19 protein-coding genes are annotated in these 19275 nt (G+C 62.3%); 18 read left to right on the plus strand and 1 reads right to left on the minus strand.

What is annotated here, in order from left to right:
* The first annotated feature begins 80 nt into the window (after positions 1 to 80).
* From proS to nthA, 11 genes are all read left to right on the plus strand, one after another.
* Positions 81 to 1400: a proline--tRNA ligase gene (proS, locus tag IG122_RS02640; RefSeq protein ID WP_193180147.1), complete on the plus strand. Its 1320-nt coding sequence runs from the start codon at positions 81 to 83 to the stop codon at positions 1398 to 1400.
* A gap of 25 nt (positions 1401 to 1425) precedes the next feature.
* Positions 1426 to 2670 carry a lipoprotein-releasing ABC transporter permease subunit gene (locus tag IG122_RS02645; protein ID WP_193180148.1) on the plus strand — a complete coding sequence of 415 codons (1245 nt, stop codon included), beginning with the start codon at positions 1426 to 1428 and terminating at the stop codon, positions 2668 to 2670.
* Positions 2671 to 2680: 10 nt separating this feature from the next.
* A complete protein-coding gene (locus IG122_RS02650; RefSeq protein ID WP_193180484.1) occupies positions 2681 to 3400 on the plus strand; it encodes an ABC transporter ATP-binding protein in 720 nt (239 codons plus the stop codon).
* Positions 3401 to 3506: 106 nt separating this feature from the next.
* Positions 3507 to 7007, plus strand: a complete 3501-nt coding sequence (gene dnaE / locus IG122_RS02655; protein WP_193180149.1) for a DNA polymerase III subunit alpha — start codon at positions 3507 to 3509, stop codon at positions 7005 to 7007.
* Between the two features lie 19 nt (positions 7008 to 7026).
* Positions 7027 to 7332 carry a hypothetical protein gene (locus tag IG122_RS02660; protein ID WP_193180150.1) on the plus strand — a complete coding sequence of 102 codons (306 nt, stop codon included), beginning with the start codon at positions 7027 to 7029 and terminating at the stop codon, positions 7330 to 7332.
* Between the two features lie 97 nt (positions 7333 to 7429).
* Entirely contained in the window at positions 7430 to 8656 is a 1227-nt protein-coding gene (locus tag IG122_RS02665) for a hypothetical protein (RefSeq protein WP_193180151.1), read from the plus strand.
* Positions 8657 to 8838: 182 nt separating this feature from the next.
* A complete protein-coding gene (locus IG122_RS02670; RefSeq protein ID WP_193180152.1) occupies positions 8839 to 10380 on the plus strand; it encodes a M81 family metallopeptidase in 1542 nt (513 codons plus the stop codon).
* A complete protein-coding gene (locus tag IG122_RS02675) occupies positions 10377 to 11048 on the plus strand; it encodes an O-methyltransferase (RefSeq protein WP_193180153.1) in 672 nt (223 codons plus the stop codon). Before IG122_RS02670 ends, IG122_RS02675 begins: the two co-directional genes overlap by 4 nt.
* Positions 11049 to 11118: 70 nt before the next feature.
* Positions 11119 to 11478: an SH3-like domain-containing protein gene (locus IG122_RS24270; RefSeq protein WP_193180154.1), complete on the plus strand. Its 360-nt coding sequence runs from the start codon at positions 11119 to 11121 to the stop codon at positions 11476 to 11478.
* Positions 11478 to 11780, plus strand: coding sequence for an SH3-like domain-containing protein (locus tag IG122_RS24275; RefSeq protein ID WP_193180156.1), 303 nt, complete (start codon positions 11478 to 11480; stop codon positions 11778 to 11780). Before IG122_RS24270 ends, IG122_RS24275 begins: the two co-directional genes overlap by 1 nt.
* On the plus strand, positions 11777 to 12445 hold the full coding sequence (nthA, locus tag IG122_RS02690; RefSeq protein ID WP_193180158.1) for a nitrile hydratase subunit alpha: 669 nt from the start codon (positions 11777 to 11779) through the stop codon (positions 12443 to 12445). Before IG122_RS24275 ends, nthA begins: the two co-directional genes overlap by 4 nt.
* A gap of 4 nt (positions 12446 to 12449) precedes the next feature.
* Here the strand turns inward: nthA and IG122_RS02695 are convergent, their stop codons facing one another.
* Complete coding sequence (locus tag IG122_RS02695) at positions 12450 to 13211, minus strand: sulfite exporter TauE/SafE family protein (RefSeq protein WP_193180160.1); 762 nt, start codon at positions 13209 to 13211, stop codon at positions 12450 to 12452.
* Positions 13212 to 13327: 116 nt separating this feature from the next.
* Here IG122_RS02695 and IG122_RS02700 point away from each other — a divergent pair, with 116 nt between their 5' ends.
* From IG122_RS02700 to IG122_RS02730, 7 genes are all read left to right on the plus strand, one after another.
* Positions 13328 to 14185 (plus strand): LysR family transcriptional regulator, encoded by an 858-nt coding sequence (locus tag IG122_RS02700; RefSeq protein ID WP_193180161.1) that lies wholly within the window; start codon positions 13328 to 13330, stop codon positions 14183 to 14185.
* Between the two features lie 182 nt (positions 14186 to 14367).
* Positions 14368 to 15180 (plus strand): 30S ribosomal protein S2, encoded by an 813-nt coding sequence (gene rpsB / locus IG122_RS02705; protein WP_193180162.1) that lies wholly within the window; start codon positions 14368 to 14370, stop codon positions 15178 to 15180.
* A 156-nt stretch (positions 15181 to 15336) separates the two neighbouring features.
* Entirely contained in the window at positions 15337 to 16263 is a 927-nt protein-coding gene (gene tsf, locus IG122_RS02710) for a translation elongation factor Ts (protein WP_193180163.1), read from the plus strand.
* Positions 16264 to 16304: 41 nt separating this feature from the next.
* A complete protein-coding gene (pyrH, locus tag IG122_RS02715; RefSeq protein ID WP_193180164.1) occupies positions 16305 to 17057 on the plus strand; it encodes a UMP kinase in 753 nt (250 codons plus the stop codon).
* 2 nt (positions 17058 to 17059) lie between these two features.
* A complete protein-coding gene (frr, locus tag IG122_RS02720; RefSeq protein WP_193180165.1) occupies positions 17060 to 17620 on the plus strand; it encodes a ribosome recycling factor in 561 nt (186 codons plus the stop codon).
* A 3-nt stretch (positions 17621 to 17623) separates the two neighbouring features.
* A complete protein-coding gene (locus IG122_RS02725; RefSeq protein ID WP_193180166.1) occupies positions 17624 to 18355 on the plus strand; it encodes an isoprenyl transferase in 732 nt (243 codons plus the stop codon).
* Positions 18356 to 18361: 6 nt separating this feature from the next.
* On the plus strand, positions 18362 to 19252 hold the full coding sequence (locus tag IG122_RS02730) for a phosphatidate cytidylyltransferase (RefSeq protein ID WP_193180168.1): 891 nt from the start codon (positions 18362 to 18364) through the stop codon (positions 19250 to 19252).
* Positions 19253 to 19275 lie beyond the last annotated feature (23 nt).

Genomic DNA, 19275 nt, shown 5'->3' on the forward strand with positions numbered 1-19275 from the left:
GGACAGCCGATAGTCCATTTCATAGAGTGTCGCGGCGTTCAGCCGGGCCCGGGCCCGGATTTCAGACCACAGAGGACTCCATGCGTCTTTCCGCTTATTTTCTGCCGACCCTCCGGGAAAACCCGAAAGAGGCGCAGATCGTCTCCCACCGCCTGATGCTGCGGGCCGGCATGATCCAGCAGGCCAGCGCCGGGATCTATTCCTGGCTGCCGCTCGGTTTCAGGGTGCTTCGGAAGATCGAGCAGATCGTGCGCGAGGAGCAGGATGCGGCCGGCGCGCAGGAAGTCCTGATGCCGACGATCCAGTCCGCAGATCTCTGGCGGGAAAGCGGCCGCTACGACGACTACGGCAAGGAAATGCTGCGGATCGAGGATCGGCACGGGCGCGACATGCTCTACGGGCCGACCAACGAGGAGCTGATCACCGATATTTTCCGGACCCATGTGCGCAGCTACAAGGCGCTGCCGCTGATGCTCTATCACATCCAGTGGAAATTCCGCGACGAGGTCCGTCCGCGGTTCGGTGTCATGCGCGGCCGTGAATTCCTTATGAAGGACAACTATTCCTTCGATACGGACTATCAGGGAGCGGTCGATGCATATAACCGGATGTTCGTTTCCTATCTGAAGACTTATGCGCGCATGGGATTGAGTGCGATCCCGATGAAGGCCGATACCGGCCCGATCGGCGGCGACCTCAGCCACGAATTCATCGTGCTGGCCGATACCGGCGAGAGCGGCGTGTTCTACGACAAGGCCTGGGAAGCGCAGGACTTCGCCAATATGGACGTGAACTACGCGGACATGGGCGAAGTGAACGGCATCGTCGACAAATACACCTCGCTCTATGCCGCGACCGACGAGAAGCACGATGCCGCCTCCTGCGGAGTCGCCGAGGCGGACCTGAAGGAACGGCGGGGCATCGAGGTCGGGCAGATCTTCTATTTCGGCACGAAATACTCCGCCCCTCTGAATGCGGTCGTGTCCACGCCGGAGGGCGAGGAGGTTCCGGTGCATATGGGATCCTACGGCATCGGCGTTTCGCGTCTGGTGGGTGCCATCATCGAGGCGAGCCACGACGACAAGGGCATCATCTGGCCGGAGCAGGTTGCGCCGTTCCAGGTCGCCGTCGCCAATCTCAAATCCGACGATGGGGGGTGCACCACGGTCTCCGAGGACCTATATGCAAAGCTCTCGAAGGCCGGCATCGAGACCCTCATCGACGACCGCGACGAACGTCCGGGCGCCAAGCTCGCCAATCTCGATCTGATCGGGGTACCCTGGCAGATCCTGGTCGGGCCGCGTGGCCTCAAATCCGGCGTGGTCGAGGTCAAGAACAGAAAGACCGGCGAAGTCGTTGAAATGACGCCGGAAGCGGCGCTGAACAAGTTCGCTTCCTGATCCGGGTCCGGCAAAGGGGATCGGCATGTTCGGCATTTTCGAGCGCATGGTGGCCATGCGGTACCTGCGCTCCCGCCGCCAGGAAGGTTTCATCTCGGTCATTGCGGGTTTTTCCCTGCTCGGTATCGGGCTCGGCGTCGCGACGCTGATCATCGTCATGTCGGTGATGAACGGTTTCCGGGCCGAACTGATCGGCCGGATCCTGGGGCTGAACGGTCATATGTCGGTCTACAGCAAAGGTGCGCCGATGCAGAGCTTCGACGATCTGGCGGTCCGGATCGGCGAAATCCCGGGCGTGATCACCGTGACGCCGCAACTCGAAGGCCAGGTCATGGCGATGGCGAACGGTATCGCTTCCGGCGCCCTGGTGCGCGGTCTCCGGGCGAGCGCGCTGCTCAGCCGTCAGATCGTCCCGGACAACATCACCACCGGCTCGCTTGAGGAGTTCAGCTCCAGCAGCGGTGTGATCATGGGGGCTCGCCTTGCGCGCCGTCTGCGCGTCGGGGTCGGAGACAAGATCACCCTGATTTCGCCAAGTACCACGGTGACGGTGATCGGCAGCGTGCCGCGGATGCGGGCCTTCACGGTCTCGGCGCTGTTCAATGTCGGCATGTACGAATACGACAATACCTTCATCTATATGCCGCTCGGGGCGGCGCAGCTCTTCTTCAAGAGCGGCGATGCGGTGAATGCGGTCGAGGTCATGGTCGACGATCCGCAGCGCGTCGACGAACTGCGCGTGCCGCTCGCGAAGGTCATCGGCGGGGACAAGTACGCGGTCGACTGGAAGCAGCAGAATTCGAGCTTTTTCAATGCGCTTGAGGTCGAGCGCAACGTCATGTTCCTGATCCTGACGCTGATCATCCTGGTCGCGGCCTTCAACATCATTTCCTCGATGATCATGCTGGTGAAGGACAAGGGACGGGACATCGCCATCCTGCGCACCATGGGTGCTTCCAAAGGCATGGTGATGCGCATCTTCTTCATGTCGGGTGCCAGCATAGGGGTGATCGGGACCGTCGCGGGCTCCATCCTCGGGCTTGTCTTCTGCCAGAATATCGAGGCGATCCGGCAGGCGCTGCAGAGCCTGACAGGGACGGAACTGTTCTCCGCCGAGATCTATTTTCTTTCCAAGCTCCCGGCGGAGGTCGATCCGCTGGAAGTCGTCACGGTCGTCGCGATGGCGCTGTTCCTGACCTTCGCGGCGACGATCTATCCGGCCTGGCGCGCCTCGCGCCTCGATCCGGTGGAAGCGCTCCGTTATGAGTAAGGGCGCGGGCATGTCGGATATCGAACGGATCGCGGCCGGCGAAGCCGCGGGAGATGCTGTGCTGGAACTGCGCAATGTCTCGCGCAGCTTTAAGGATGCGGGCGGTACGCTGACTGTGCTGCATGATATCAATCTCTCCCTGAAAGCGGGGCAGGTGACGGCGCTCGTCGGCCCGTCCGGTGCCGGCAAGTCGACGCTGCTGCATATCGCGGGCCTGCTGGAAGCGCCGACCTCGGGCCACGTCTTTTTCCGGGGCCAGGACTGCGGCGATGCGAGCGACTGGGAACGCACCCTGATCCGCCGCGACGGGATCGGCTTTGTCTATCAGTTCCATCACCTGCTGCCGGAATTCTCCGCCTTGGAGAACGTGATGATGCCGCAACTCATCGCGGGGCTCTCGAAGGGTGAGGCGCGGGAGCGGGCGCGCCAGCTGCTCAACCTGGTGGGCCTCAGCGAACGCGAGACCCACAGACCGGCGAAGCTCTCGGGCGGCGAGCAGCAGCGCGTCGCCATCGTCCGCTCGATCGCCAATGTCCCCTCCGTCCTGCTCGCCGACGAGCCCACGGGCAACCTCGATCCGCACACGGCGGAAGAGGTCTTCCACCAGCTCCGCCGGATCATTTCGGCAACGGGAATCGCCGCTCTGATCGCGACTCACAACCACGAACTCGCAAGCTCCATGGACCGGATCGTGGAACTTCGCGACGGCACGCTCAACGTTTATAAATAAACAATTTCAGTATCTTGTTGAGTCCGCTTAAAGGTTCGCGACCTGTTCCGGCTGACGGCGTCCGCCTCCTGTGAAACACTTCGGGCCTCAGAGTTTCGAGGGCTCCATGTCTCACGCCGATTTCGTTCATCTCCGGGTTCATTCCGCCTATTCGCTGGCCGAAGGGGCGATCAAGGGCAAGGAACTGGTGTCGCTCGCCGTCCGGCACGGAATGCCGGCGGTGGCGATGACGGATTCCGGCAATCTCTTCGGCGCGCTCGAGTTCGCGGTGACGGCGTCGGGCTCCGGCGTTCAGCCCATCGTCGGCGTTCAGCTCGCGCTCCGGCGCGAGGAATCGGAACCGCGCGGCAGCCTGAAGGTCGTGGGAGGAACCTCGCATACGCCGAACCAGACCGACCAGATCGTCCTGATCGCGCAGAACGAGCGCGGCTACAAGAACCTGATGGAGCTGGTCAGCCGATCCTTCACGATGACCGATCCGGGAGAGTCGCCTCGGGTTCCGTTCGCGGATCTCGAGGGGCGCAGCGACGGGCTCATCGCGCTGACAGGCGGTCCCTTGGGCAAGGTCGGCCGATTGCTGCTGGAAAACCGGCCGGAAGAGGCGGAGACCGCGCTGCTCGATCTGAAGGCATTGTTCGGCGATCGCCTCTATGTCGAGATCCAGCGCCATTTCCTCGATACTGAACGGCGCAGCGAGGCGGGTTTTCTCGATCTCGCCTACAAGCACGACATTCCGCTCGTGGCGACCAACGAATGCTATTTCGCCAGCGAGGAGATGTACGAGGCGCATGACGCGCTGCTCTGCATCGCAGAGAGGACGACGATCGGCAATCCGAACCGCCGCCGCGTGACGCCGCACCACCGCTTCAAGAGCGCGGAGGAGATGCGCGAGCTGTTCTCCGATCTGCCGGAAGCGGCCGACAACACGCTCGCGATCGCACGGCGCTGCAGCTTCATGCCGGAAAAGCTGGCACCGATCCTGCCGCCTTTCGATACGGTCGGCGGGCGTAACGAGGCGGAGGAACTGCGCGCGCAGGCGGAGCAGGGTCTGAAGAAGCGGCTCGAGGCCCATGTCTTCACCGAGGGCATGGACGAGGCGGCTCGTGCGGCAGCCGCGAAGCCCTACGAGGAACGTCTCGATTTCGAGCTCGGCGTCATCGAGCAAATGGGCTTTCCCGGTTACTTCCTGATCGTCGCGGACTTCATCGGCTGGGCCAAGGAGCGGAACATTCCGGTCGGACCGGGCCGCGGTTCGGGCGCGGGCTCGCTCGTCGCCTATTCGCTGACCATCACCGATCTCGATCCGCTGCGCTGGGGATTGCTGTTCGAACGCTTCCTCAACCCGGAACGCGTCTCGATGCCTGACTTCGATATCGACTTCTGCCAGGACCGTCGCGGCGAGGTGATCGAGTACGTGCAGAAGCGCTACGGCCGGGACAAGGTCGCGCAGATCATCACCTTCGGTAAGCTGCAGGCGCGCGCGGCCCTGCGCGACGTCGGGCGTGTACGGGAGATGCCCTACGGCCAGGTCGACCGGATCTGCAAGCTGGTGCCGAACAATCCGGCCAATCCGGTCACGCTCGCCGAGGCGCTCGAGGTCGAACCGGAACTGAAACGGCAGCGGGACGAGGACGAGGAGGTCGGCGATCTCATCCGCATCAGCCTGCAGCTCGAAGGGCTCTACCGGAACGCCTCGACCCACGCCGCCGGCGTCGTGATCGGCGACCGGCCACTGCATGAACTTTGCGCGCTCTACCGGGACCCGAACTCGGACATGCCGGCGACCCAGTTCAATATGAAGTGGGTCGAGCAGGCGGGACTGGTGAAGTTCGATTTCCTGGGCCTGAAAACCCTGTCGGTGCTGCAGACGGCGGTCGACCTGCTGAAGCGGCGGGACATCGAGATCGATCTTTCGCAGGTCCCGCTCGACGACAGGAGAACCTACGAGATGCTGGGGCGGGCGGAATCGACCGGCGTGTTCCAGCTGGAAAGTACCGGCATGCGTGACGTGCTGCGCCGGATGAAGCCTGACCGCTTCGAGGACATCATCGCGCTGGTCGCCCTCTACCGTCCGGGCCCGATGGCGAACATTCCGAAATACATCGCCTGCAAGCACGGCGAGGAGCAGCCTGACTACATGCACCCGGTGCTGGAGCCCGTGCTGAAGGAAACCTTCGGTATCATGATCTACCAGGAGCAGGTGCAGCAGGCGGCCCAGCGCCTTTCCGGCTATACGCTCGGCGGCGCCGACCTTCTGCGCCGCGCCATGGGCAAGAAGATCAAGGAGGAGATGGACGCCCAGCGAGAGACCTTCGTGAAGGGCGCGGTCGAGCAGAACGTGAAGGCAGAGAAGGCCTCCGAGATCTTCGACCAGATCGCCGCCTTCGCCGGATATGGCTTCAACAAGAGCCACGCGGCGGCCTATGCGCTGGTCGCCTATCACACCGCCTATCTGAAGGCGAACTACCCCGTCGAGTTCCTCGCGGCCTCGATGACCTACGACATGAACAACACCGACAAGCTGAATGTCTTCCGCCAGGAGATTCAGCGCCTCGGCATCCAGCTGCTCGGCCCGGACATCAACAAGTCCTTCGTCGATTTCGTGCCGGAAGAGACGCCGGACGGGGCGCTTGCGATCCGCTACGCGCTGGCGGCGATCAAGAATGTCGGCGAGAACGCGATGGAGGCGCTGGTCAAGGAGCGCGGCGAGAAGGGTCCTTACAAGTCCATCGGCGAGTTCGCCGGCCGTATCGACGGCACGGTGGTGAACAAACGCCTGATGGAAAACCTGGTGCGCGCCGGGGCTTTCGATTGCATGACCCAGAACCGGGGACAGCTCTTCGAAAGCGTCGAGAAGATCCTGCGCCACGCCAACGCGGCCTCGGCGGAACGGAGCTCCGATCAGGTCAGCCTCTTCGGCGGCCCGTCTGGCGCGTCCGAGCCGGAGATCGCGCTCGCCGACCGGCTCGACTGGCCGGCGATGCAGCGCCTGAAGGAAGAGTTCGACGCCATCGGCTTCTATCTCTCCGCCCATCCGCTCGACGCCTATGGCGCCTCGCTCGAGCGGCTCGGCGTGGTGCGCTCCGACCAGATCGCGGCGACGGTGAAGGAGAAGGGCAATTCGGCCCGGATCAATATCGCGGGCATCATCGTCGGCTCGCGCATTCGCACCTCGAGCCGGGGATCCCGCTATGCCTTCGTGCAGCTCACCGACCAGGCCGGCGTCACCGAGGTGACCGTCTTCTCCGAGGTTCTCGCGGTCAGCCGCGAGCTGCTGGAGGCCGGACAGTCCGTTCTGGTGAAGGCGGATGCGCGGATCGAGGACGAGGGTGGCCTCCGTCTGACGGTCTCCCGCATCGAGGCTTTGGACAAGGCGGTGTCCGGCACGGCGGCCGGGCTCAAGATCTATGTTCGCGACATGGGGCCGATCCCTCACATTTCCGAGATGATCGCGCACGAGAAGCCGGGACGGGGTAAGATCAAGATCGTCGTGGACACCGACGATGAGGAGGTCGAACTGGCGCTTGGCAAGACCTACAACATCTCGCCTGACTTCCGTGCGGCGGTGAAATCGCTGCCGGGCATCGTCGACGCGCGCGATATCTGAGACGGGATCGGCCTCGATCATGGATGGCCTCGTTCAGCGGATCCTTTTCCTGGTTGGCGGGGTCGCCGTGACTTTCGCCGCGGCCTACAGCCTTTATTCGCTCTGGGAAGAGCATACCGCCACGGGCCGCTGCTTCTCGGCCGAGCGGAAACTGGAGCAGCACCGCTTCGGAATGGACCTCCAGAAGGCGATGAACCTTGCCGACGAAGAGGCGAACCGGAAACGGTCGGTGGAAATCTGCCTGACGGATGATGGGGCCTGCCTCGACGGCTTTGCAGACGATCTGAAGGATTTCTGTAACGCGCAAATCGCGCCCGGGGGCTAGGCAGGTGCAAGCCTGCAGCTTAGGGTGGAAATTTACTGATTTGGTGAGTATTCGAGCTCACAAGCGGTAGGTTTCTTAAGTTGCGAGCAACGATCAAATGAGCGAACGATGCCCAATCTGCGATTCGGAAATAGAGCCTCCAACCGAACGTGACTACGGTGATAAAAAGCGGTTTGTTTGCCCTCGCTGCGGTACCTTCGAGGTTTCTGGCACTGTACTAGCAATGCTGCCGTCCCGTTTGGAAAACGACCCAAGGAGACGGGCAAGATTAAGCTACGGAATAAGAAAAGAAAGTCGTGACGACAGCAATTTTATGCTTACCAGTCACAATCTTGATCCGTTGTTAAATACAGAGCTTCCCTCAATATCCGAGCAGAAAGAAATTCTGGTAGATTTTCTGGCGGAAGAGCTCGGTGATGATGAACTTGGGACCATACCTCTACCTTGGCTAGACGGATTGGTAGGGATTCTGGGGACCATCGATGAAAGACGGGTGGAGCGGCTTTTCGAGCGGGCGATTGACGATGGGCTGATTTTTAAGGAGCCCAACAACGATCACTATGGCTTAACGGATGAAGGTTGGAAATCTCATAAGAGGCGTGCAGGAAAAGAAGTTGATTGGAAAGAAATTACTGATTTCATTGAAAATCGACGTAATGAGAAGAATTCTAATAATGCCGGCTCGAATTTGACCGGTGAAGTGAATGAGGCGGATCTTTTTGCTAGGTCTTGGCGCAATAAATTTGGCGAAAAATCTAGATTGAATGCGAGAACTGTTCAATGGAATGAACTGAGATCACGGGGAAATTTCCCGATATTTGTGCGCTTTGTGGTTGTGCCTCGATTGAGAAGGACTGATGAGCCGATTGATATTGATGAGTTGGTCTCTGTCTTAGGATGGGACAACCCAATCATTGAGACAGGCGATTTAGACAATTTTCACGAACAAGCCTTTAACTTGATCTATGGCTGGGTTCGGGAGTGTATTTCCCAACTGGGGCAAGAAGAGGTAAGCGATCAGTTTTTAAAAGCAGTTTTGACTGACGCGTGGATTAGTCACCATCATAATCCGATTACGTCTGAAAATTTGAAAACACTCCTTTTAACAACGACATATATAATCAGACATCCGTTCAAGTCTGCATTCAGTGTAATTGTCGTTGGGGGAGCGATTGTTGTTGCGACGGTTGGTTATCATGCAGCAGACGAAATCGGAGACGCTTTAGGTAAACTTGGCGCCGAGTGGATTGATGACCGCAAAGAGGCAGAATCCGCAGTTGAGCGCTTAGACTTATTTGCAGAGATTGAGAGTTTGGAAATTTAATATTAGATCTGATGTGAAGGTCATAGTAGATCGTTGGTAGATGAATCTGTGAGATCGCCTTTGGCTCGTTGCAGGAATTCTGTAACGCGCAAATCGCGCCCGGGGGCTAGGCAGACGACCGTTCGCGGCCTAGGCTGAGCTTCCTTCCTGCCGCGCGGCACACACCACCGGACTGGCGTCTCATGAGCAAAAAACGCATTGCAATCTGCGGGTTCAACCTCGAATCCAACCGTTTCGCCCCGACCTGCTCGAGGGCCGATTTCGAGGAGAACATGTATTTCCGCGGCGCCGAGATCGATCTCCAGGCACGCGCCGAATATCCCTCGATCCATGTCGGGATCTGCGGTTTCTACGACGTCATGGACGAGACCTTCGGCGGGCCGACCGGCTGGGAGCCGGTGCCGGCGCTGGTGATCGGTTCCTGTCCGGCGGGACCGGTCGAGGAGGGCTTCTTCAAGGAATTCCTCGGCGAGCTCCGCGAGGCGCTGGAGGCCGGCGGCAAGGTCGACGGCGTCTATGTCTGCCAGCATGGCGGCGCCTGCGCGACCCATACCCACGACCCCGACGGCGACGTCTTCCGGCTGGTGCGCGAGGTGGTCGGCCCGGACGTGCCGGTAATCGCCACGCTGGATCTCCATGCCAACGTCTCGGACGAGATGATGACGGCGACCGATCTCATGATCGGTTATCTCACCAACCCGCATGTCGATCTTTACGAGCGCGGCTGCGAGGCGGCGAAGGCGATGCTGGAGATGTTCGGCGGCGTCAAGACCGCCTCCTACAAGGTCCGTTTGCCGCTGGTCGCGCCGTCCGTCACCCAGCTCACCGCCGAGGGGCACCCCTATGGCGACCTGATCCGGCTCGGGCAGACGAAGCTTGACGAGAGCGTGATGAACGTGACCTGCCTCTCCGGCTTCGCCTTCTGCGACACGCCGAAGAACGGCATGACGGTGATCGTGACGACGCGCGGCAACGAAGCCGACGCGAAAGAGGTCGCGGCCGAGCTCGCGGAGGCGGCCTGGGCCGACCGGCACCGCTATGTGCCGAAAATGATGCCGCTCGCCGACGCGACGGCGCTGGCGAAAGCGGTCGGCGACGATCCGGCCCGCGAGCCTATCCTTTTCGCCGACCCGGCGGACAACCCAGGCGGCGGCGGGCGCGGCAACACGATCTATATCCTGAAATCCTTCCTTGAGGCCGGCGTCACCGGCTGCACACTCGCGGTGTTTTACGATCCGGCGGCGGTGAAAGCTGCGCATGCGGCGGGCGTCGGAGCGACGATCGACGTCACGCTGAATTCCGAAGAAGAGAACGAGTTCTCCGGCAAGCTCGACGTGAGCGCCGAAGTTCTGCATGTCTCGGACGGTATCTTCGTCGGCAATTACGGCATGGTCGAGGGCAAGACCGTCGATCTCGGCGCGACCGCGGTGCTGAAGATCGGCGGCATCAAGCTGGTCTGCATCACGAAACGGACCCAGTGCCTCTCGCCGGACTATCTGAGCGCCTTCGGGATCGATCCGAACGGCGAGCGCTGCATCGTCGTCAAGTCGCGCGGCCATTTCCGCGCCGGTTTCGCGCACATGTTCCCGCCCGAGCGCATCGTCGAGGTGGACGTGCCCGGCCTGACGTCTCCGAATCTGGCGAATTTCGACTGGAAATATGTCGAGCGGCCGTTCTTCCCGGTCGACGGGGACAAGGCCGCCTGGGACAGGAGCAAGGCATGAGCGATCAGAAGACCTGGGACGCCGTCGACGGGTATTTCACCGAGGCCCTGGTGCCCGAGCAGACAGAATTCCAGAAAGCTCTGGATGCGAGCGAGGCCTCGGACCTGCCCGCGATCAGCGTCTCCGCGAATGTCGGCAAGTTCCTGCAGCTTCTCGCGCGGATGATTGGCGCCCGCAAGGTGTTGGAAGTCGGCACGCTCGGCGGTTACAGCACGCTCTGGTTCGCGAGCGCGCTGCCGGCGGACGGTAAGGTGGTGACGCTCGAGTTCGAGCCGCTGCATGCCGAGGTCGCGCGGGGCAATTTCCGCGAGGCGGGATATGCGGACCGGATCGAGGTCCGGGTCGGCCCCGCTCTGGACAGTTTTCCCGGTGTCGAGGCGGACGGGATCGGTCCGTTCGACCTCGCCTTCATCGACGCCGACAAGAAGAACAATCCGGGTTACTTCGAATGGGCTCTGAAGCTGGTTCGGCCCGGAGGTTTGATCCTCATCGACAATGTCGTGCGGGACGGACGTGTGCTCGACGCGGCGACGCGGGACGTGAACGTGCAGGGCGTGCGCAAGGTGATCGACATGATTGCGAAGGAGCCGCGGGTGGACGCGACCGCGCTGCAGCTCGTCGGGATCAAGGGCTATGACGGGCTCGCGATTTGCCTCGTGAAAGAGTGATCGCCCGGGCCTTGCGCCGGTAATCGGCTCTGGCAAGATGGGGCCTTGGAGAAGAGAGGGAGCGAGGGTAATGGAACGCGACTTCACCGCGCGCGGGCACCACGATATGGGCGGACTGGACGCCGGCGAGATCGATCGGGAGGAGCACGATTACGCGCTCTGGGAGAAGCGGGTGGATGCCTTGATGATGCTCTGCACCAACAGGCTGAAACTCATGACCGTCGACCAGCTCCGCAAGGGCATCGAGGCGCTGCCGCCCGAGGCTTACGACAATATGACGTACTACGAGCGCTGGATCTCCTCTGTCACCAATACCTTGCTGGAGCGCGGCGTGTTCACCGCCGACGAGCTCGGCGCCAAGATGGAAGAGGTCAAGGCGCGCTATCCGGACGGTGTCATGCCGGGCGGCGCAGCCGGGGGAGGCTGCTGATGACCCGCTTCGCCGCAGGAGACAGGGTCCGGGTTCACAAGCAGTTCCCGCCGACCCCGCCGAGCCATATCCGCACGCCCTATTACATCCGCGGCCTTTCCGGCACCGTGGAACGGGTCTGCGGCGCGTTCAGGAATCCGGAGGAACTCGCCTTCGGAAGGCCGGGAACGCCGGAGGTTCCGCTCTACCGGGTGCGCTTCCGGCAGAAGGACGTCTGGCCGGATTACGATGGCAACGAAGCCGACAAGATCGAGATCGAGATTTTCGAATTCTGGCTCGACGCAGAGGGAGACGAGGCATGAGCGGCGATCATCACCACCATCATCACGATCATGATCACGATCACTTGCATCCCTACGATCCGGAACACCATCATCCACACCGTCCCGACCAGGACGACACGATGACCTATTACCGCCTGATGGAAGAGGCGGTGCGCGAACTGATGATCGAGAAGGGGCTGGTGACGCAGGACGATATCCGCGCCGAGGTCGAGGCGATGGACGCGCGGGTCCCGGCGAACGGCGCGAAGGTCGTGGCGCGGGCCTGGACCGATCCGGCGTTCAAGAAGCGGCTCATCGAGACGCCGAAGGAGGCGATCGCCGAGGTCGGTCACGATATCGGTCCGATGAAGCTGGTGGTGCTGGAGAATACGCCCGAGGTGCACAACGTCGTCGTCTGCACCCTCTGTTCCTGCTATCCGCGCTGGATCCTCGGCATTCCGCCGGACTGGTACAAGAGCCGTTCCTACCGTTCCCGCGTCGTCCGGGAACCGCGCACGGTGCTCCGGGAATTCGGTACCGAGATCGCGGACAATCGCGAGGTGCGGGTGCACGACAGCACGGCGGACATGCGCTACTTCGTGCTGCCGATGCGCCCCGCCGGAACCGAGGGAATGAGCGAGGCGGAACTCGCCGCGCTCGTCCATCGGGATTCGATGATCGGAGTGACGGAAGTCTCCGCCTGACGCCTCAGGCGAAGTAGATGCGGTGGAAGTAGACCGCCGTCAGAACCACACCGAAGCAGATGATGCCGCTCCGCAGCCAGCGGGTATTGATACGCTTGGCGAGGCGTCCGCCGAAGTAGCCGCCGATAGTGCTGCCGATCATCATGGCGATGGCGGCCGGCCAGGAGATCAGGCCGCCGATGCCGAAGACTGTCACGCTCAGGATCGTGAAGAAGGTGGCAACGAGGTTCTTCACGCCGTTTGCCGAGTGATAACCCTCGAAGCCGAAAATCTGCACCACGCCGAGCAGAACAATCCCGAGTCCGGCGCCGAAATAGCCGCCGTAGATCGAGAACCCGAACATCGCGAACAGGATCAGCATGCGGCTCCGGCTGTGACCCAGTGTTCGAAGCAGGAACGCCCGTAGCTGGTCGCCGAATGCGAACAGGGCCGTTGCGGTGAGCAGAAGGAAGGGGACGATCTCCCGGAACATGTCGGGATCCGAAACGGTCAGCAGAAACGACCCCGTCACGGCACCGGCGCCGGAAATCAGCAGAAGCGGGATGAGCCGGAACCCGGCAAGTTTCAACTCTTCCTTATAGGCGGGAAGGGCAGCAGCGCCGGACGGCAGCAATGCAAGATAGTTCGTCGCATTCGCGGTCATCGGCGGAAGACCTGCGGCCATAAGAGCCGGAAAAGTGAATAGGGACGCACCGCCGGCAACGGCGTTCCAGGCGCCGGCAAAGAGCCCGATCAAAAGGAGGACGGCCAGGATCTCTGGGGACATGAAAAACGGTCCTTGTTATCGATTGCGGAAGTTGCGGTCGCTCGGCAGATCTATCCCAGTCCACGCGTTCGATAAAATGAATTGAATAAATTGTCTCGTTCGAGTAACTCGAATGCATGTTGCCGAACAGCGAACAGTTGCGGACCTTCGTCGAGATCGCGGAGACAGGGAATCTGACTTTGGCCGCAAGCCGGCTGAACCGGACTCAGTCGGCGATCAGCGTTCAGCTTCGCAAGCTGGAACAGGCGCTCGGAGTATCTTTGTTCGAGCGCGGTGTCCGTGGCATGGCGCTGAGCGAAAGCGGGCGCAGTTTTCTTCCGGCGGCGCAGCGGACACTGACCGAACTTGAACGTGTAGGACGTTTTTTCGAGGAGCCGCTCGCCGGCCGTATCCGGGTCGGCATTCCCGACGATTTCGTCGGTGAAATTCTGGAGCGGGCCCTTGCCGAGTTCTCAGTCCGCAACCCGGAGGTCGAGACCGTTGTCGTGTCCAGTTGCGCGTCGCGCTATCCCGAATTGATCGGAGCCGGAGAGCTCGATGTGGCTGTCTGTTCCGGGCCGGGCGAAGTACCCGGAGAGTTCCTGATGTCCGAGCCCACGGTCTGGTGCTGCCGGGACGGCATGACCCCGGATCCGTCGCACCCCGTTCCTCTCGCGCTTCTGGATCGAAGCTGCTGGTGGCCTCGAATTCCTGTCGATGCGCTCGACGCCGTCGGCAAGGAATGGCGGAAGGCCTATTACGGCAGCAGTTTCGAGAGCCTGGTCTCGGCCGTCCGATCCGGGCTGGCTGTCGGCGTCCTGCCGCGTTCCTGCATCGGTCCGGGGCTGAGGGTTCTGGGGCCGGAGGAAGGGTTTCCGTCTCTTCCGGTGTCGAATCGTTCCATCCTCGTGCGGGCGGGAGCTCCATCCGACCTCGTCTCTGCCATGGCGGCTGCGCTCCGCAATGCGTGGCGTTCCTCGCCGTGGGCGGAGTAATCCGGGGCCGGGTCCGTTGCGCTTACCCCTTGCATTTATGCGACGGGCGCATTAGAAACCGCCGCATTCATCACGCACACGGGTGTGCGCGGTGCCGGGGAGACATCCCGGCGCAGCGCTCCGGTGTCGGGACAGGTGTCCCGGCAAAACCCGTGGAGGCATAACCGGAGAAAGACGGAAAGATGAGCGTACCCACGTTTACGATGCGCCAGCTGCTCGAAGCCGGCGTCCATTTCGGCCACCACACGCGCCGTTGGAACCCGAAGATGCAGGAATACATCTTCGGCGTCCGTAACAACGTCCACATTCTCGACCTGCAGCAGACCGTGCCGCTCCTGCATCGCGCCCTTGCCGCGATCCGCGACGTGACCGCGTCCGGCGGCCGCGTGCTCATGGTTGGCACCAAGCGCCAGGCGGCCGACGTCGTCGCCGAGACCGCGTCCAAGACCGGTCAGTACTACGTCAACCACCGCTGGCTCGGCGGCATGCTGACCAACTGGAAGACGATCTCCAACTCCATCCGTCGCCTGAAGGAGCTGGAAGAGCGCTTCGAGCAGGGCATGCAGGGCCTGACCAAGAAGGAACAGCTGAACCTCTCCCGTGAGCGCGAGAAGCTCGAGCGCGCCCTCGGCGGCATCAAGGAGATGGGCGGTCTTCCGGACATCATGTTCGTGATCGACACCAACAAGGAACAGCTCGCGATCCAGGAAGCCAACACGCTCGGTATTCCCGTCGTGGCGGTTCTGGACAGCAACTCCGATCCGAAGGGCATCAGCTATCCGATCCCGGGTAACGACGACGCGATGCGCGCGGTGACCCTCTATTGCGAACTGGTGGGCAACGCGGTGCTCGCCGGTCTGCAGGAAGAAATGACCGCCTCCGGCGCCGATATCGGCGAGTCGGAAGAAGCGCCGGCCGAGCCGGCCGTGGAAGCTGCCGAGGAAGCTCCGGCTGCTGAAGGCGAAAAGGCCGAAACGGAAGCCGCGAGCGCCTGAACCGGCCCGGTCTGCTAGACTTGTTCGTGACAGCGGCGGCACGCGAGGGCGGAGCCGCCGCCGTTACGATATGGGTTCGAAAAGTTACGATTGTCTGACAGGTCCGACGGCGCCACTGGGGTGCGCGGGCCGCTTGAACAAGAAAAGAGGAAGACGATGGCTGCTGTCACCGCTGCGATGGTTAAGGAACTGCGCGAGAAGTCCGGCGCGGGCATGATGGACTGCAAGAAGGCGCTGGGCGAAACCGACGGCAATATCGAAGCCGCGATCGATTGGCTGCGCACCAAGGGCCTCGCCGCCGCCGCGAAGAAGTCCGGCCGCGTCGCCGCCGAAGGCCTGGTCGCCGCCGCGACTGAAGGCAACAAGGGCTCGCTGATCGAAGTCAACGCCGAGACCGACTTCGTTGGCCGCAACGCCGATTTCCAGGGCTTCGTCTCCACGCTCGGCGGTCTCGTGCTGCAGAACGGCGACGACATCGAAGCGCTGAAAAGTCTCGCCTATCCGGGCACCGGCCGCACCGTCGAGGAGCAGCTCACCCACAACATCGCTACCATCGGCGAGAACATGAGCATCCGCCGCGCTGCGACGATCTCCGTCGATAGCGGCGTTGTCGTGCCGTACGTGCACAGCGCGGTCGTTCCGGGCCTTGGCAAGATCGGCGTCCTGGTCGCCCTCGAGTCGACCGGCGATGCGGCCAAGCTCGCCGACCTCGGCAAGCAGATCGCCATGCACATCGCTGCGACTTCCCCGCAGAGCCTTTCCACCGACGATCTCGATCCGGAAGTCGTCGAGCGCGAGCGCACCGTTTTGGTCGATCAGGCGAAGGCCTCCGGCAAGACAGAGGAAATCGCCCAGAAGATGGTCGAGGGCCGGATTCGCAAGTTCTACCAGGAAGTCGTCCTGCTTGAGCAGACCTTCGTGATCGACAACGAGACCAAGATCTCCAAGGTCGTCGAGAATGCCGCGAAGGAGGTCGGTGCTCCGGTGAAGCTCGTCGGCTTCCGCCATTTCGTGCTTGGCGCGGGCATTGAAAAGGAACAAGAAGACTTCGCCGCCGAAGTCGCCGCCACCCTGGGCAGCTGATCGGCAAAGACGGAACCGGATAGATACCGAGGGAGCACGAAATGACGGCGATCGAACAAGTTCAGGAGCCGGCGGCTCCCAGGTATAAACGGGTTCTGTTGAAAATCTCGGGCGAGGCCCTGATGGGCGACAGGTCCTACGGCCTCGACCCGGACATGGTCTCCCAGGTTGCACATGAGATCAAATCCGTGTGGGACCTGGGTGGCGAGGTCTGCGTCGTCATCGGCGGCGGGAATATCTTCCGCGGCGTGTCCGCCGCCGCCAAGGGCATGGAGCGGGCCACCGCCGACTATATGGGCATGCTGGCGACGGTGATGAACGCGCTCGCCATGCAGAGCGGGCTCGAATCCATCGGCGTCCCGACCCGCGTGCTGTCCGCTCTCCCGATCTCGGCCGTTGCCGAGCCCTATATCCGCCGCCGCGCCATGCGGCACATGGAGAAGCGCCGGGTTGTGGTATTCGCCGCCGGGACCGGCAATCCGTTCTTCACCACCGATACCGCCGCCGCGCTGCGCGCCTCCGAGATGGGCTGCGACGCGATGCTGAAGGCCACCAAGGTCGACGGAGTCTACGATGCCGATCCGGCCGTGGAGAAGAACGCGGTCCGCTACGACCATCTGACCTATATGGACGTGCTTTCCCGCGACCTCCGGGTGATGGATGCCTCGGCCATCTCTCTTGCCCGGGAGAACGGCATTCCGATCCTTGTCTTCTCGATACAGAATGTGGGAGCCTTCGCGGACGTCATCCGCGGACGCGGTACCTTCACAATCATAAGCGAAAAGGCCGACTAACAATGTCTGAAGGACCCGATCTCGACGATCTCACGCGCCGCATGGAAGGCGCTCTGACCGCCCTTGAAAAGGAGTTCCAGGGCCTGCGGACCGGCCGTGCGTCGGTGAACCTGCTCGAGCCGATCATGGTCGACGCCTATGGCGCGAAGATGCCGATCAATCAGGTTGGCACGGTCGGCGTTCCGGAACCGCGCATGCTCACCGTCCAGGTCTGGGACAAGTCCATGACCAAGGCGGTGGAGAAGGCGATCCGGGAATCCGATCTCGGGCTGAACCCGCAGGTCGACGGCCAGCTGCTGCGCATCCCGCTGCCGGACCTCTCCGAGGAACGTCGCGGCGAGCTGGCGAAGGTCGCGGCGAAATACGCCGAGTCGGCCCGCATCGCAGTGCGCAACGTGCGCCGCGACGGCATGGACAGCCTTAAAAAGGCCGAAAAGGACGGTGATCTTTCCCAGGACGAGAAGCACCTCTACGAAGAGGAAGTGCAGGAGATGACCGACAAGTTCGTTTCCCGCATCGACGAGGCGCTGAGCGTCAAGGAAAAGGAGATCATGCAGGTCTGACCGATGGCGGAATCCGACGCACGAGAACAAAAAAAACATCCGCGTCATGTCGCCATTATCATGGACGGCAACGGGCGCTGGGCCAGCGCACGCGGTTTGCCGCGGACGGTCGGCCATCAGCGCGGAGCGGAAGCGGTCCGGCGCGCGGTCGAGGCGTCCCTGGAACTGGGGATCGGCTACCTGACTCTGTTCGGCTTTTCCTCGGAAAACTGGAAACGGCCGAAAACCGAAGTGCTCGACCTGATGGGGCTCCTGCGCCGCTATCTGAAGAGCGAGATTGCAGAGTTGCACGAGAAGGGCGTCCGGTTCCGGGTGATCGGCGACCGCGCGCGTCTCGACAGTGACATCGTCTCCCTGATCGAGCAGGCCGAGCGCCTGACCGGCGGCAATCGCGCTTTGGTGCTCACCATCGCGCTCAGCTACGGGGGGCGGGACGAGATCGCTGGCGTGGCCCGCCGCCTGGCGACCATGGTTGCCGAGGGTGCGCTCCGACCGGAGCAGATCAACGAGCAGGTCTTCGCGGAAAACCTCGAAACAGCCGACATCCCCGATCCCGACCTCCTGATCAGGACCAGCGGCGAGAAGCGCATCTCGAACTTCATGCTGTGGCAGTGCGCCTATTCCGAATACGTCTTCCTGCCGACTCTCTGGCCGGATTTCGGCAAGGACCAGCTTATCGAGGCGATCGACGAATTCTGCCAGCGGGACCGGCGCTTCGGCGCGGCCGTCGGCTGACCCGGAATGCCGGCCCGGGACAACGGCGCGGCAAGCCACGATGCCGGACGGAAGCCCGATCCGGGGGCGGCTCCGGCAATCCGGTCCCGTGAGCTTCTGCTGAGAATTCTCTCCTCCGCCGTCATCCTGCCGCCCGTCATTCTGCTGTTCTGGGTCGGAGGGCCTTATTTCTTGGCGCTGGTGACCGTCGTTGCGGCTGTGATGGCCTGGGAGTGGGCAAATCTCGTCGCGCCGCGCTGTCCCGCGAGCCTGCGCCGCCTGGCCGGATTGATCGGCGCGCTCATGGTGCTCGCGGCGTCGCTGGCTTTCGAGAAGCCGGCAGCACTGGTCTTGCTGGTCGCGCTTCCGCTCGCTTTCGCACTGGCTGTCCGAATCGGCTCCGGCGACTGGGGGCCTCAGCTTCTGCCGGGTCTGTTTCTCGCGCTCTGTCCGGCGATTGCGATCCACTGGATCCGGGAAATGCCGGAACTCGGCCTCGAAACCGCGCTCTGGCTCGCCTTCTCCGTGGTCGTGACCGATGTTGCCGCTTATGGCGCCGGACGGACCGTCGGCGGGCCGAAACTGTGGGCGCGTGTCAGTCCCAGCAAGACCTGGGCGGGGCTGGTCGGCGGTATGGCAGGCAGTGCCTGTCTTGGAGCGGTTCTCGGCACTATTGTCGAAGCGGCAGATCCTGCGCTGCTCGCCGGTGTCGGGGCGGTGATCGCAATTGTGGCGCAGGCGGGCGATTTTGCGGAATCCGCGGTGAAGCGCGCCTTCGGGGCGAAGGATTCCGGGCGACTGATACCGGGACATGGCGGCATTCTCGACAGGGTGGACGGGCAGATCGCGGTTCTGCCCCTGGCGGCGGCATTGATGCTGCTCTCCGGCAAGAGCATGCTGCTCTGGTCATGGCCGTGAACGCGAAACTGCAATCGGCAGAC

The sequence above is a fragment of the Nisaea sediminum genome, assembly GCF_014904705.1.
Classification (GTDB): Bacteria; Pseudomonadota; Alphaproteobacteria; order Thalassobaculales; family Thalassobaculaceae; genus Nisaea; species Nisaea sediminum.

Coding starts and splice junctions, on each gene's coding strand:
- proS (WP_193180147.1), top strand. CDS start 81: ATGCGTCTTTCCGCTTATTTTCTGCCGACCCTCCGGGAAAACCCGAAA.
- IG122_RS02645 (WP_193180148.1), top strand. CDS start 1,426: ATGTTCGGCATTTTCGAGCGCATGGTGGCCATGCGGTACCTGCGCTCC.
- IG122_RS02650 (WP_193180484.1), top strand. CDS start 2,681: ATGTCGGATATCGAACGGATCGCGGCCGGCGAAGCCGCGGGAGATGCT.
- dnaE (WP_193180149.1), top strand. CDS start 3,507: ATGTCTCACGCCGATTTCGTTCATCTCCGGGTTCATTCCGCCTATTCG.
- IG122_RS02660 (WP_193180150.1), top strand. CDS start 7,027: ATGGATGGCCTCGTTCAGCGGATCCTTTTCCTGGTTGGCGGGGTCGCC.
- IG122_RS02665 (WP_193180151.1), top strand. CDS start 7,430: ATGAGCGAACGATGCCCAATCTGCGATTCGGAAATAGAGCCTCCAACC.
- IG122_RS02670 (WP_193180152.1), top strand. CDS start 8,839: ATGAGCAAAAAACGCATTGCAATCTGCGGGTTCAACCTCGAATCCAAC.
- IG122_RS02675 (WP_193180153.1), top strand. CDS start 10,377: ATGAGCGATCAGAAGACCTGGGACGCCGTCGACGGGTATTTCACCGAG.
- IG122_RS24270 (WP_193180154.1), top strand. CDS start 11,119: ATGGAACGCGACTTCACCGCGCGCGGGCACCACGATATGGGCGGACTG.
- IG122_RS24275 (WP_193180156.1), top strand. CDS start 11,478: ATGACCCGCTTCGCCGCAGGAGACAGGGTCCGGGTTCACAAGCAGTTC.
- nthA (WP_193180158.1), top strand. CDS start 11,777: ATGAGCGGCGATCATCACCACCATCATCACGATCATGATCACGATCAC.
- IG122_RS02695 (WP_193180160.1), bottom strand. CDS start 13,211: ATGTCCCCAGAGATCCTGGCCGTCCTCCTTTTGATCGGGCTCTTTGCC.
- IG122_RS02700 (WP_193180161.1), top strand. CDS start 13,328: ATGTTGCCGAACAGCGAACAGTTGCGGACCTTCGTCGAGATCGCGGAG.
- rpsB (WP_193180162.1), top strand. CDS start 14,368: ATGAGCGTACCCACGTTTACGATGCGCCAGCTGCTCGAAGCCGGCGTC.
- tsf (WP_193180163.1), top strand. CDS start 15,337: ATGGCTGCTGTCACCGCTGCGATGGTTAAGGAACTGCGCGAGAAGTCC.
- pyrH (WP_193180164.1), top strand. CDS start 16,305: ATGACGGCGATCGAACAAGTTCAGGAGCCGGCGGCTCCCAGGTATAAA.
- frr (WP_193180165.1), top strand. CDS start 17,060: ATGTCTGAAGGACCCGATCTCGACGATCTCACGCGCCGCATGGAAGGC.
- IG122_RS02725 (WP_193180166.1), top strand. CDS start 17,624: ATGGCGGAATCCGACGCACGAGAACAAAAAAAACATCCGCGTCATGTC.
- IG122_RS02730 (WP_193180168.1), top strand. CDS start 18,362: ATGCCGGCCCGGGACAACGGCGCGGCAAGCCACGATGCCGGACGGAAG.